This is a genomic window from Mycobacterium sp. (genome assembly GCF_049280035.1).
Taxonomy (GTDB): domain Bacteria; phylum Actinomycetota; class Actinomycetes; order Mycobacteriales; family Mycobacteriaceae; genus Mycobacterium.
Genome location: NZ_JBAPPI010000271.1, coordinates 1 through 12,467, shown reverse-complemented (window position 1 = coordinate 12,467; position 12,467 = coordinate 1). Strand labels below are relative to the sequence as shown.

Sequence of the window (12,467 nt, the reverse complement as noted above, 5' to 3'; positions counted from 1 at the left end):
TTGGTTTCTCCTGTCAGGGCTGGAACCTGGCTGTGGCGTCGATGTCGAGGTCGGCGGCGTTGAGCACCAACGCCAGGCCGTAATAGCAGCTGACGATCATCAGCAACTCGGTGAGCGCCTCGTCGCCGAACACGCCGTGGGCTGTGGCGAAGGAGTCGTCCCGCAATCGGTGGGTGCCGCACAACTCGGTGACGACGTCGAGTGCAGTGCGTTCGGTTCTGCTGAAGCCGGCTGCGTCGATGTCGTTTGTATCGAGGATGGCATTGATCTGTTGCTCGGTCAGCCCGGCGGCGCGGGCGATTCCTACGTGCTGGGCGAGCTCATACCGTGAGCCTTGCAAATGGGCCACCCGCAGGATGACCACCTCCCGCATCCGCAGGCTGAAGGTTGGGCTGTCGAACAGCTCGTCGACCATCTGCGACCATCCGATGAACACCAGCGGGGCGTTGGCGAGCAATCGAAACGCGTTGAGATCGCCGCGGCGCGCGATGAATTGCCGGATCGGTTCGGGCTGCTGGTCGATGCTCGTCAGCGATATCCGTGACATTGGCCTAACCCTTGTCCGCGGCGAGGGCGAAGGTCCAATCCAACGTCACGAAGGGCTCCTCGACCGTCGTCCCGTCTGGGGCGACTCCGGGCTCGTGGCGCACGTAGTCCGCCTGCAGCGATTCCACATCCGAGAAGACCGCGTCGCGGCCGATGTACGGATCGCCTCGGTCAAACAGCTGCGTGATCAGCGGTTGGTAGCCGTTGGCATGGAACCAGAAGTGCACATGCTGGGGGCGCATCACGGATCGGTTTGCGGCGCGCATGATTTCCCCGCAGGGGCCGTCGGTGGGCATCGGGTAATAGCGGGGTTTGATGGACCGGTACCAAAAGCGTCCGTCGTCGTCGGTGGTCAGCAGTGCTCGCATGGCGAACTCGTTGTGCAGCTTCTCGGCCTGCTGAACGTCGTAGAAACCTTCACCATCGCTGTGCCAGGTGTCCACGTGAGCGCCGGCGACCGGCCTGCCCTGCTCATCGACAACCCGGCCGGTGACGAACATTGGTGTACCCGCCACGCCGTCGGAGATGTCGTCCCCGTTGTCGGCGGTCGGACGGCCCTCGACGTAAAACGGGCCAAGCAGAGCTGAATCGGTGACCGAAGAGCCGACGTGCTGGTTGATCCTGTCCAGCAGCACGCTCAACCCCAAAATGTCTGATAGCAACATCACCTCCTGGCGGGTTGGGCTGGAGATTTTGCCCACTCGCTCAAGGAAGTCCATGGCGGTGAACCATTCCTCACCGGTCAGCTGCACCTCGCGCGCGAAATCATGGAGGTGCTGCACCAGACTGACGAACAGCTGCCGGAAGCGCTCGTCGGTAGACGTGTCAAAGGTCCGCTGCACCACCTCGGTAATTGTCTGTTCGGTCAGGTTGGATGACATTGCCTTGCCTCTCTTTGTCAGGGCCGGATCACGACGCGGCCGGGCACGTGGTCGGCGACGGCCCGGTAGGCCGGAGCCGCGTCGTCGAGTGAATAGGTGGCGGTGGTCGGAAGTGGCCGAAACTCCCCGGACTCGAAGTAGGGCGCCATCTGCTGGAGCCGCCGCGCGGAGTCGACGACGGTGAGCCTTGTGCTGTCGATGCCGAAGATTCGAGTTTCGTTGCGGTACAGGTCCAGCAGGTCGATTTCGACGGTGCGCGAGCCGACGACGCTGATCACCACGAGCCTGCCCCGCTGAGCCAGCGCGGCCAAGGCGGCCGACGTCGTTACTCCACCCACGGCGTCATACACCACGGCAACGCCGCTGCCGCCAGTGAGTCGTTTGATCTCGGTGCCGACGTCTGCCGCCGGGTCGAAGGCGATGAAGTCGTCAATGACGGCCGCGGCGGCGGTGTCCGGAGCGGGCCGGCGACGGTCCACACCAATCACTTTGGCGCCACGCGCGCGGGCGATTTGTGCCACCGCTCCTCCCACCCCACCGGAAACCCCGAAGACAGCGATGGTTTCGCCCGCCGCCAGCTGTGCAGTCTCCACCGCCCCGTACCACGCCACGACGAAGTTGACCCCGACCGTGGAGGCCTCGTCGAAGCTGAGCCGTTCGGGTTTGCGGACCAGCGCTTCCACCGGTACCGACATCAACTGGGCGTGCGACCCGTCTCGGGTGAACCCGGTGTCCCCCCCGGTGCCCCACACCGCGGCTCCTTGCCACTCGGGCGGTCCACTGATGACCACGCCGGCGAAGTCCCGCCCAGGTGTCCGTGGCAATATCGTCCAATTCATAGCGCCGGCAACATTTTTCACGTCAGACGGATTCACCGACGCCGCTTCGACTCGAATCACCGCTTCTCGTGCCGTACCCGTCGGATCCGGCAGGTCCGTCACCTGCAAAACACCGGGGTCACCGAATTCGGTAAAACGCAAGGCCCGCATGAGTCTGTTCCTCCTGTGAGCTGTTGGTTTTTGTCGGACACCGTCTAGCTAACACCCGAACCGGTCATCGCGTCTAACGACGAAAAGAGAACATTACAATCGCGAAACGCGATAGGATGGCCACCGTGGAACTCCGCCACCTGGAGTACTTCGTTGCAGTGGCTGCCGATCTCAACTTCTCCCGGGCAGCCCACCGAATCCATGTCGTGCAGTCTGCCCTCTCGGCATCGGTCGGCAAATTGGAAAACGAGCTGGGCGTCGAACTGTTCGACCGTTCCAAACGCCAAATCGCGCTGACCGCGGCCGGCGAAGTCTTCCTTCAGCACGCCCGGGAAGTCATCCACACCGCTCACCGAGCACGGACGTCGGTCGATGCATTCCGTGATCAGCTCACCGGCACCGTCACCGTAGGCACCCTGATGTCCTGGGGCACATTGGATCTGCCTGCCGCACTGGAAGAGTTCCGCCGCTCCAACCCGTTGATCACCGTTCGCCTGCGGCAAAGCCTGACAGGTTCAGCCGGGCATCTGACCGCGATCGCCGACGGCCAGATGGACCTGGCCTTGGTGTCGATTACCTCACCGGGCTCCCAACTGGTAGCGATGCGTGAGCTGTTGCGCGAACCGATGGTCTTCGTCTGCGACGCCAGCCATGCACTGGCAGATCGCGCGCGGGTGCAACTCACCGACCTCGCAGGACACGACTTCATCAACTTCCCGCTTGGATGGGGAATACGGCAGCGCCTCGATGCCGGCTTCGCCGCTGCCGGCGTCCACCCGATCAGCGCCTACGAAGTCGCCGATTATGCGATCGCGGCTGAGCTCATCCGACACCGACTGGCGACGGCCATCCTGCCTACCAGCGCGGCCAACCGCTTCCCCGACCTACACACAGTTCCGCTGCATCCATCCATCACCTGGACGCTGTCAATCGCCTACGCGGCATCCCAACACGCCAGCCCTGCGATTAACGCGCTCATCGACACCCTGATCCGCCACGTCGGCTGACGCGGACTGCATCACTTAGTTCAGTTCACCGCGTTCGCGTAGCGCATTGACCAACTGCACCCGCGACTGGACTCCAAGTTTTGAGTATGCCGAACGAAGATGGGTGCCAACAGTATTCACCGATATCCCCAGCGTCTTGGCAGCGGATTTGTCGGTGTGGCCGTCGGCGATCAAATACACCACCCGCCGTTCACCCTCGGTAAGCGACTGAGGCTCCGACCCGTTGTAATCGCTGACCCACTTTGCGCGCCGGACGCCCGCTTGCCTCATGACGCGCTGAACCGTTGCCCGGCGTGCAAAGGCACCAACGCGGTCGTAGTCGTCCCAGGCGGCGTCGAGTTGATGCAGCGCAGCTTCGCGTTGCCCGGCGTCCAGCAGCAAGGTGCCGTAGCCTTCTACTCCGGCGGCCAGCAATACTCGTCGTGGACTGTGCTGTAAGAGTCTTACCGACTCGTCCACCATGGCCAAGTCGCGGTTGAACAGCCCACGCATGTTCAATGCCAACCCGGTCAACGTGGCGACATCAGGGTTGCGTCCCGCGGCCTCTTCAGCAATCTCAACGGCGCCCTCAGTGAACTCCACTGCCCCGCATGCCATTCCGACCTCAAAGAGGATCGTCATCCAGCAGGGCCACCACGCCCAGTAGCTGCGAGATTGGTGTGGCGCCGTGAGCAGCCCCGACAAGATTTGGCGGCTACCGTCGAGGTCACCCCGCAGTGCGGTCAACCAGCCCTGGGTGAATGTCACAGCGGGGTGCCCGCTGGGCTGTTCGCGAGTGAGCTCGGAAGCCAGCTCGAGTCGTTGCGCGGCCAACGCCGCCTCGCCGCGTAGCAACGCAACGTAAGCGCGTATCAAGGTGCCCTCCACGACGTGCACCGTGGTGCCTATTGCCTGCCCGAGTTCAACAACGGCCGCGGCGACTTGATCGGCCTCGCGTAGTTGGCCGAGGTTGTAGTGCTGTTTGGCTTGGGCGAACAGCAGGTCGGGACGCAGCGACTCGGCCTTGGCGTGGCTATCCTCGTGTGCGCCGTCGAGAAGCATTTGGGCGTCGTCGTAGCGATCGAGAAGTTGCAGTTGCATGATCTCTTCAGCGAGGTATGAATCCCCCGTCACCGATCGCAGTTCACGGAAATATTTGAGCGCCAGCTGATATCGGCGCTGACTGTGGGCGGCTTCACCAGCGGCATGCAATGCCAAAGCGAGTGCGTCACCGTCGCGTGACGCTCTGGCCTCCGACAGCGCGGCGTCAGCCTGATCAGCGGCCGCGTCGGCACCCACGGTACGAGTGGCCGCCAAGGCATGCGCTGCCTGAAAGCGGGCAGTCAGGTCGCGCCGTCCGGTGGTCAATGCGAGGCTGCGCTCAGCGCGATCGTTCAGATCAGCGATGCGTCCGCTGAGCCACAGTGCTTTCACGGCGTGGGTTTGGATCCGGCTGATCGTGTCCACATCGTCGATAGTGGCGAGCAGCCGGTCAGCCGCCTCGATGGTGTCATTGACGCGCTCTGCGCGCGACATCACCGCCACCGCTCGTTCGCCCACCTCCAACCACTGCGGCTGACCGGGCCGCAGCGTCCGAAAAGCTTGCAGCGCAAGGTCCGCGGCGTCAACAGCGCTCCCCGTGACCAAAGCTTCCGCCGCGGCGACCATGATCCGGGCGTTGGACTCGTCTCCGACAGCGGCGGCCGCGCGGGCGTGGGTGGCGGCGAGCACCGGATCTGCCGCGGAATCCATAAGATGTCGTGCCAATCGGGTGTGAAGCCGACGCCGTATCTCGGGGGACATATGTTCGTACACCGCCTGCCTGGCGAGGTCGTGTCCGAACCTCAGTTCGGCGCCGGTCGAAGTCACCAAACCCGTTGAAATCACTGAGGCGACCGCGTCGTCATACCGGCGTCCGGGCGTCATGTCACAAAGACCGGGCAATTCATCGATTCGCACCGGGCGCCCGGCGGCGGCGAGGGCTTCGATGATTTCCCGCGCGGTGTTCGACAAGCCGGCCAGCCGCTGAAACACAGCGGCATGAAACTCAGCCGGAATGTCTTCGTCGCGACCTGTCTCGGCGGACCGGGCCGCGCCGTCAATGACTTGAGTGGCCAGCAGCGGATTACCCCCGACGGCGTCAAGTAGCTCGTCAACGCGACCGGTCAGGCTGTCGCCGAGGCGATCCCGAGCGATCTCGGCGATCGCGCCCCGCGGCAACGCCGCCAGCCGGATGTGCTCTACGGCTATGGTATCCGCGGCGCTAACGGTGATACCGGCAGCCGCGGAGCGGCTGGCCAGAACCCACACCACTGGCCGACCGGCCAGTCGAGAGATCAACGACCGCAACGCATATCGGCTGAGCCGGTCCGCCCATTGCACGTCGTCGACGGCGATCATCATGCGGTGGTCATCCGCCAGCCGCTCGAGGTGTTCGGCGGCGCGATCAACCAGTACCAGCGGCTCGCCGGTCAGCCCGGCGATCTCCTGGAATTCGTCCGCCGTCAAAAGCGGATCCCGACCGCTGCGCAGCAGCCCGATGATCGGCGCACCGGGGCAGGCCTGCTCGATTTCGTCACACTTGCTTCGCGTCACGCGGATCCGCGTGTGGGTTGCTTGACGGCAGATCTCCGAAAGTAGCGCCGTCTTTCCGATACCCGCACCACCCGAAACGAGCACTACGCCGCTGGCGCCATGAACACGGGTGCGGCGGACAACGCCGATCGCGCTCGCCAGCTCCTCATCGCGGCCGCGCAGCGGCCCGTAGGGCCTCATCGGGCAACCTTTCCAAGCCGTCGCCGTGGCGACGACGCTTGCTCCCCCCGGGGGAGCCGGTTCATGAGCGGTTGGGGCGATGCATGATCAGGCCGCGGCCGACGACCGGCTCAGTGTCGCGGACGTTGATGTCCTGACCGCACTGCGAACAGACCACGCGGACGCCGACGCGGTGTCCACAGGGCTTGTGCAGCAGGTCAACGGGCGGGGCCGCAAGACCGGTCCACTCGTTGCCCCATTGCATCAGGGCGACATAGACGGGGAACAGTGCGCGGCCCTTGGGGGTCAGCCGGTACTCATTGAGGTCGCGCGCGGCATGCTCGGCGTAGCGGCGCCGTTCGAGAATGCCATGTTGGACCAACCAATTCAGGCGCTCCGTGAGAACGTTACGGGCCAACCCGATGCCGCGCTGGAATTCCTCGAACCGGCGAGCGCCATTGAACGCCTGGCGCAGGATCACCCACACCCAGCGCTCGCCCACGATCCCGGCCGAGCGGGCGATCGCGCAGTTCTCGTCGAGTAAATCCGCGTGCCTCACAGCTAGCAGGATAATCCCGATCCCCGTTGCTTTTCAAAACCTGCCTAAGAGACGGTGAGGCCGCCGTCTACGACCAGCGTCGCACCAGTGACATAGGCCGCGGCAGGGCTCGCGAGGAACACCAGCGCCGCGGCAAGCTCCTCCGGATCTCCTGGGCGCCCGGCGGGTACGCGCGGCAGTTGGCTGTCGATGTAACCCTCGGGGAACTGATCAGTCATTTCCGAAGGGAAGAAGCCTGGAGCCAGGGCATTGACCCGGATGCCCTTGCGACCGGTCCACTGCACGGCCAGGTCCCGGGTCAGGCCTGTCACACCGGCCTTGCTAGCCGAGTAGGCGGCCTGGGGCAGCCTGCCGCTAGTCAGCGCGACGACGCTGGCGACGTTGATGATCGAGCTGCCGGGCTGCATCACCCGGCCACACGCCTGGGCCATCCAATAGGACCCATTGAGGTTGATGTCGATTACCTCGCGGAACTGGTCTGGCGTCTCGCGTGTGGCCGGTACAGCGGTGCCCTTGCCGGCGTTGTTCACGAGCACGTCGACGTGGCCGAATTCGGTCATCGCCGCGTCGACCACCGCTTGTGCGTCCTCGGGAACCGCGACGTCCGCGGTTATCGTCAACGCGCGCCGGCCCAGCTCCTCAACCAGGGCATGAGTCTGCTTGAGCCGATCTGTGCGGCGCGCGGTCAACACCACGTCGGCACCCGCCTCGGCGAGTGCCCGGGCGAAGGCGATGCCCAAACCGGAAGAGGCCCCGGTGACGATTGCCACCTTCCCGTCGAGCCGAAAGCGGTCGAGGACCGTCGTCGTAGTCATCTCAGTGTCCTTTCGTCGGGACCCGTCGTCGTCCGCCGGATATTAGTTGCAAAGTACTACTAGCGGTGTACCGTGTGAAGCCATTCCGGTAGCTGCCGCAGGAGGCCGGTGTTGACTCAGTTGAGCCGTCCTCTGAAGCCCGGTAAGTCGCGAAAACTGGTTCTAACATGGTCGATACTCGGCTTAGGTCTGATCTGAGTTCGTACCGGAGGATTTGATGCAGCAGCTGACCGGTTTGGATGCCGCATTTTTGGCGCTCGACTCACCTACGGCCTACGGGCACGTGGGCAGTGTGTCCGTCCTGGATCCGCCCGCGGGCGGCGAAGCGCTGACCCTTGAACGGCTGACCGAGCTCATCGAGTCCCGATTGCATCTGGTACCGCCGTTTCGCCGCCGCTTGGTGGAGGTGCCTTTTGGGCTGGATCAGCCGTACTGGATCGAGGACCCCGATTTCGACATCGAGTTCCATGTCCGCGAACTCGCGTTGCCCGCCCCGGGGGATGATCGGCAGCTGGCCGTCCAGGCAGCCCGGCTGCACGCGCGGCCGCTGGACCGCCGCCGCCCGCTATGGGAGACCTACCTCATCCACGGCCTCCAGGGCGGCCGGCAAGCCCTTTACACCAAGGTGCACCACGCGGCCATCGACGGGGTGTCGGGAAACGACCTGCTTGCCGCGCTGATGGACACCTCGCCGGAGCCGCGCGACACCGGCGAGCCAGACTCGTGGCGTCCGGAAGCCGAGCCCGGCGCTGCGCAGTTGCTGGTGCGCAGCGCTGCGTCGCTGGCAACCAATCCGGTTCGGGCCGTGCGGGTCTCGGCGGATATCGTGCGTTCATTGCCAGCCCTTGTTGCAAGTCCCGCGCGCCCCTGGCTGCCGCTCATCGACCGGTATGTGTTGCGCCGTGACCGCGGCGTCGTCCTGTCGGCGCCGCCGTTGATCGCGCCCGCAACGCCGTTCAACAAGAACATCGGCCCGCATCGGCGCTGGGCATTCACCAGCCTCCCGCTTGCGCAGGTCAAGGAGATCAAAAACGCCGCCGGCGTCACAGTCAACGACGTCGTGATGGCACTGTGCGCCGGCGCGCTGCGCATCTGGCTACAAAAACACGATGCCCTGCCCGACGGACCGCTGCTGGCCGCCGTTCCGGTATCCATCCGCACCGAAGAGCAAAAGGGCGCCCACGGCAACCGGGTCTCGTCCGTCATCGCGCCGCTACCCACCAATTTGGCGGACCCGGCCGGGCGGCTGGCAGCCGTGCATGAGGCAATGCGCGCGGCCAAGGAGCAGCACAACGCGCTGCCCGCCGAGCTGCTCACCGACATCGCCCAATTCTCCATGCCGGCATTGGCGAATCAGGCCAACCGGCTGGCCACCAGACTGCGGCTACTGGAGCGGGTCCCGCCGTTCAACCTGGTCATTTCCAACGTTCCCGGGCCGGCCGTGGATCTCTACCTGTGCGGGGCGCGGCTCGACGGCATCTACCCGCTCTCGGCGATCGCCGACGGACAGGGACTCAACCTCACCGTGTTGGGGTCCAAAGGCAAGCTCAACTTCGGCGCACTGGCCGACCGCGACCTGGTGCCCGATGTCGAGATGATCATCGACGCGCTCAAAGACGAACTCACCACACTGTCTGACGCTTTCGGAGTCGGCTGATGCCGAGTCCAATGTCGCGGCCGTACATACCTACCGGCCCCGCCGGGGTGAGCGCTCCCCCGTCGTGGCTCTACCTGACAGACCCCGCCCGTGCGGCGGCCGAATACGGGTGGCTGATCGCCGCGCTGCCGCTCAGGCAGCTCCTGCCGACTGGCGACGGGCACCCGGTACTGGTGTTGCCGGGTTTGCTGGCCGACGACGGGTCCACCTGGACTCTGCGGCGCATCCTGCGCGACCTGGGCTACCGGGTGCACGGCTGGCGGCTCGGACGTAACCTCGGCCCGACGGCCGCGACGATCACCGGACTCCAGACCCGCTTGCTCGACCTGCGGTCGCGATACGACTCGGCGGTGAGTGTGATCGGCTGGAGCCTCGGCGGCATCTACGCTCGCACCCTGGCCCGAGACGCTCCAACTGCCGTGCGCCAGGTCATCACGCTGGGCAGCCCGATTCGCCTCGCCCACGAAAGCCAGTCCCGCGCCGGTCGCGCCTTCGACCGCTACGCCCATTTACATGTCGTGCCAAGGGAGCTGCCGCTGGAGTCAGGCCTCGATGCCCTGCCGGTGCCGGCTACCTCCATCTACTCCCGATACGACGGCATCGTCGCCTGGCAGGCTTGCCTCGACCTGCCGTCCGCGCGGGCCGAGAACATCGCGGTGCTCTGCAGCCATTTGGGGTTCGGTCACCACCCGGCGGTGATCTGGGCCGCCGCCGACCGGCTGGCACAGCCGCTCGGCCAGTGGGCGCCATTCCGGGCGCCAGCCGCGCTGCGGCCGCTATATCCCGCGGCCGACTCACCACCCCAGCGCGCTCCGGGATCCCACCACAGAAGGGCTCAGTGAGCTTTCATCAGCCGAACTGCGAGTGTGCCGCTAAAGAACAAGGCTCACGCAATCTGTTCGCCGTCTTGGGTTTCGGTGGCCAGCTCGTAGTGTGGATAGTCGGTGTATCCATGCGGGCCGGGTGTGTAGTGCAAGGCGCGGTCGGATCGTCGGATCGGCGCTAGGGCGGCAAAGCGTGACGGTAGGTCGGGGTTGGCGATGAACGTTTCGCCGAACGCGACGAGATCGGCCAGACCGTCATCGATGAGCTGGTTTCCGCGTTCGCGCGTCATCCCGACGTTGGCGATAATGGTGCCGCGGTAGCGGGGCCGGAAATGCTTGAACATCCTGTCGCCCTGCAGATCCGAGAGCGGACCACCACTGAGATCGGCCATCGCGCCCATCAATAGCAAGTGCGCTAGCGAATATTCGTCGAGCCGCTCAATCACGTACTCGCTGGTCTCCAGAGTGTCGGCCGTCGAGACGAACTCGCCGCGTTCACCCCACGCCGGCCCGGCCTTGACCCCCACCTTGCTGATGTCGATGCGTGTGCCGATGGCGTCGAGTACGTCGAACAAAAAGCGTGCCCGATTTTCGATCGAACCGCCGTAGTCGTCGGTGCGGATATTTGTGCGTGGGTTGAGGAACTGGCTAATCAGGTAGTTGAACCCCGCCTGAAGTTGCACACCATCGAACCCGGCCCGTACGGCGTTCGCTGCAGCCGTCGCGAAGTCGTTGATCGTCCTGCGAATGTCGTCTTGCGTCATCGCTCTGGGAGTCTCAGTCGGCTGGTTGCCCGACGAGGTTGGCGAGTGTAACCCAGGGTTAACCGCCGAAGGGGCCAACGGTGGTGTGCCGGAGAAGAAATCGGGATGTGATAACGAGCCGGTGTGCCAGAGCTGCGCGAAGATGACCCCGCCCGCACGGTGCACGGCCTCGGTCACTCCGGACCAGCCGCGGACCTGGGCGTCGGTGAACAATCCGGGAACGTCGTGCCAGCCGACGGCGTCGCGACTGACCCAGGTGCCCTCGGTGATGATCAGCCCGGCCGACGCGCGCTGAGCGTAGTACTGCGCGTGCAGTTCCGTCGGCACCAAGTCAGGATTGGTTGCGCGGCTTCGTGTCATAGGCGCCATGACGACGCGATTGGCGAACGGGGAGTCACCTGCGCGGTAGGGCCACAACAGTGGCTGTGCCGCGTTGTGCTCTGGCGGCGTGCTCAAGAGGCTGCCTCCTCTACGGTGTCGCTGCGGGCGTGCATTCCGAAAATGCCCGCGAGATCTTCAATCGCGAGCGCCGACTCCGGTATTCCCGCCGATATGAAGACCGGCCATCCGTGAATTCCATGCGTCCACGGCTGAAAGGTCGTGTCGACGCCGGCCGCCACCGCTGCGTCGCGGATACAAGTCGAGTTGTCGAACAGGATCTCGTTCTCGCCCAAGCATGAACACCTCAGCGCGAAGATCAGCCGCGCCAGCCGAACTGGGAACCATCACGTCGTCTCCAATGTGGTTGCGTCACGCGCCCAGAGAGCGCCTCACCCAAACTTGGCATGCCGCAGGACGGCGTTCCGTCACCCATTCAGGTGAGGGCGGCCCGGCCAGTGACGGTCAGTTCCCGGGCACCCTCAGCGGCCGGCGAACCTCGCATGCCCGGGACCGGACTCCAGAAAAGTCTGGATCCCGCCGCGCGCATCCTCCGTGTCGAAGAGCCCAACCGCGGCATCGGTCAGCAGCGCGTCGGCGCGTGCGACGCCGCCGGCGGTGTAGGCGCGGGTGAGTTCTTTGACCACCGCGAATGCGCGCGTCGGTCCGGCTGCCAGCCTGCTAACGAATTCCTCTGCGGCGCTGTGCAACTCATCGGCGGCAAGCACGCGATCGATCACTCCCCACGCCGCGAATTCCTCCGCGGTGTGCAACTCCCCGGCCAGCGCCACCGAACGCGCGCGCCCGAGGCCGGCACGGGCGGCGATCCGCTCGATGCCGCCGGCCAGCGGAACGATGCCCAACCGGGTCTCGGGCAGACCTAGCATTGTGCCGTCGGCAGCCCAAATCAGATCGCAGAACAGGGCCAGCTCAAAGCCGCCTGCCATGCACGTCCCGTGGACTGCAGCCAGCGTCGGGAACGGCAGCTGCTCGATGCGATGCCCCAGATCAAGGAACGAGCCGATCAGCGGACGCAGCTGTTGTGCCGTCATCCCCGCAAACAGGGCGACATCTGCTCCGGCGCTGAAGACCTTGCCCTCGCCTCGCAGCACCAATGCCCGCAGCCCCGCCGCGGCTTCAACCTGGTCGAGCGCAGCCAGAAGATCGGAAATCAGCTGCTGGCCAATGAGATTCAGTGGCGGGCTGGCCAGCGTCACGGTACCCAGCGGGCCGTCGCGGGTGAAAAGAACCTTAGGCTTGGAGCGATTCACTCGTCATTCCTTCCCTGCGGCGGAGGATTGCACAGTCTGAGCC

At 65.0% G+C, this 12,467-nt stretch carries 12 protein-coding genes; 3 read left to right on the top strand and 9 right to left on the bottom strand.

Annotated features, from left to right (window positions below; genetic code table 11):
• Window positions 1-13: 13 nt before the first annotated feature.
• The 3 genes from WAN71_RS08735 to WAN71_RS08725 are packed head-to-tail and all read right to left on the bottom strand — an operon-like array spanning window position 14 to window position 2,416.
• Window positions 14-547: a carboxymuconolactone decarboxylase family protein gene (locus tag WAN71_RS08735; protein ID WP_422224944.1), complete on the bottom strand. Its 534-nt coding sequence runs from the start codon at window positions 545-547 to the stop codon at window positions 14-16.
• A 4-nt stretch (window positions 548-551) separates the two neighbouring features.
• Window positions 552-1,427 carry a dioxygenase gene (locus WAN71_RS08730; protein ID WP_422224943.1) on the bottom strand — a complete coding sequence of 292 codons (876 nt, stop codon included), beginning with the start codon at window positions 1,425-1,427 and terminating at the stop codon, window positions 552-554.
• 17 nt (window positions 1,428-1,444) lie between these two features.
• Window positions 1,445-2,416, bottom strand: a complete 972-nt coding sequence (locus WAN71_RS08725) for a quinone oxidoreductase family protein (protein ID WP_422224942.1) — start codon at window positions 2,414-2,416, stop codon at window positions 1,445-1,447.
• 125 nt (window positions 2,417-2,541) lie between these two features.
• Here WAN71_RS08725 and WAN71_RS08720 point away from each other — a divergent pair, with 125 nt between their 5' ends.
• Window positions 2,542-3,423 (top strand): LysR family transcriptional regulator, encoded by an 882-nt coding sequence (locus tag WAN71_RS08720; protein WP_422224941.1) that lies wholly within the window; start codon window positions 2,542-2,544, stop codon window positions 3,421-3,423.
• Window positions 3,424-3,438: 15 nt separating this feature from the next.
• On the opposite strand, the gene WAN71_RS08715 is transcribed toward WAN71_RS08720, so the two are convergent.
• The 3 genes from WAN71_RS08715 to WAN71_RS08705 form a co-directional block, all read right to left on the bottom strand.
• The gene (locus tag WAN71_RS08715) at window positions 3,439-6,177 is read right to left on the bottom strand and encodes an AAA family ATPase (protein ID WP_422224940.1); all 2,739 of its coding nucleotides are present in this window, start codon (window positions 6,175-6,177) and stop codon (window positions 3,439-3,441) included.
• 61 nt (window positions 6,178-6,238) lie between these two features.
• Window positions 6,239-6,715, bottom strand: a complete 477-nt coding sequence (locus WAN71_RS08710; RefSeq protein WP_422224939.1) for a winged helix-turn-helix transcriptional regulator — start codon at window positions 6,713-6,715, stop codon at window positions 6,239-6,241.
• 44 nt (window positions 6,716-6,759) lie between these two features.
• Entirely contained in the window at window positions 6,760-7,530 is a 771-nt protein-coding gene (locus WAN71_RS08705) for an SDR family NAD(P)-dependent oxidoreductase (RefSeq protein ID WP_422224938.1), read from the bottom strand.
• A 217-nt stretch (window positions 7,531-7,747) separates the two neighbouring features.
• On the opposite strand from WAN71_RS08705, the gene WAN71_RS08700 reads away from it, so the two are divergent.
• Both WAN71_RS08700 and WAN71_RS08695 read left to right on the top strand, forming a co-directional pair.
• The gene (locus WAN71_RS08700) at window positions 7,748-9,187 is read left to right on the top strand and encodes a WS/DGAT/MGAT family O-acyltransferase (RefSeq protein ID WP_422224937.1); all 1,440 of its coding nucleotides are present in this window, start codon (window positions 7,748-7,750) and stop codon (window positions 9,185-9,187) included.
• An 11-nt stretch (window positions 9,188-9,198) separates the two neighbouring features.
• Complete coding sequence (locus WAN71_RS08695) at window positions 9,199-10,029, top strand: esterase/lipase family protein (RefSeq protein ID WP_422224963.1); 831 nt, start codon at window positions 9,199-9,201, stop codon at window positions 10,027-10,029.
• Between the two features lie 44 nt (window positions 10,030-10,073).
• On the opposite strand, the gene WAN71_RS08690 is transcribed toward WAN71_RS08695, so the two are convergent.
• From WAN71_RS08690 to WAN71_RS08680, 3 genes are all read right to left on the bottom strand, one after another.
• The gene (locus tag WAN71_RS08690; RefSeq protein WP_422224936.1) at window positions 10,074-11,231 is read right to left on the bottom strand and encodes an alkene reductase; all 1,158 of its coding nucleotides are present in this window, start codon (window positions 11,229-11,231) and stop codon (window positions 10,074-10,076) included.
• Window positions 11,228-11,449, bottom strand: a complete 222-nt coding sequence (locus WAN71_RS08685) for a hypothetical protein (RefSeq protein ID WP_422224935.1) — start codon at window positions 11,447-11,449, stop codon at window positions 11,228-11,230. Before WAN71_RS08685 ends, WAN71_RS08690 begins: the two co-directional genes overlap by 4 nt.
• Window positions 11,450-11,635: 186 nt before the next feature.
• Window positions 11,636-12,424, bottom strand: coding sequence for an enoyl-CoA hydratase/isomerase family protein (locus tag WAN71_RS08680; RefSeq protein ID WP_422224934.1), 789 nt, complete (start codon window positions 12,422-12,424; stop codon window positions 11,636-11,638).
• Window positions 12,425-12,467: the final 43 nt, after the last annotated feature.

Excerpts from the sequence above, each read along its gene's own strand:
- WAN71_RS08735 (WP_422224944.1), bottom strand. The coding sequence starts at position 547 with ATGTCACGGATATCGCTGACGAGCATCGACCAGCAGCCCGAACCGATC.
- WAN71_RS08730 (WP_422224943.1), bottom strand. The coding sequence starts at position 1,427 with ATGTCATCCAACCTGACCGAACAGACAATTACCGAGGTGGTGCAGCGG.
- WAN71_RS08725 (WP_422224942.1), bottom strand. The coding sequence starts at position 2,416 with ATGCGGGCCTTGCGTTTTACCGAATTCGGTGACCCCGGTGTTTTGCAG.
- WAN71_RS08715 (WP_422224940.1), bottom strand. The coding sequence starts at position 6,177 with ATGAGGCCCTACGGGCCGCTGCGCGGCCGCGATGAGGAGCTGGCGAGC.
- WAN71_RS08705 (WP_422224938.1), bottom strand. The coding sequence starts at position 7,530 with ATGACTACGACGACGGTCCTCGACCGCTTTCGGCTCGACGGGAAGGTG.
- WAN71_RS08700 (WP_422224937.1), top strand. The coding sequence starts at position 7,748 with ATGCAGCAGCTGACCGGTTTGGATGCCGCATTTTTGGCGCTCGACTCA.
- WAN71_RS08695 (WP_422224963.1), top strand. The coding sequence starts at position 9,199 with ATGTCGCGGCCGTACATACCTACCGGCCCCGCCGGGGTGAGCGCTCCC.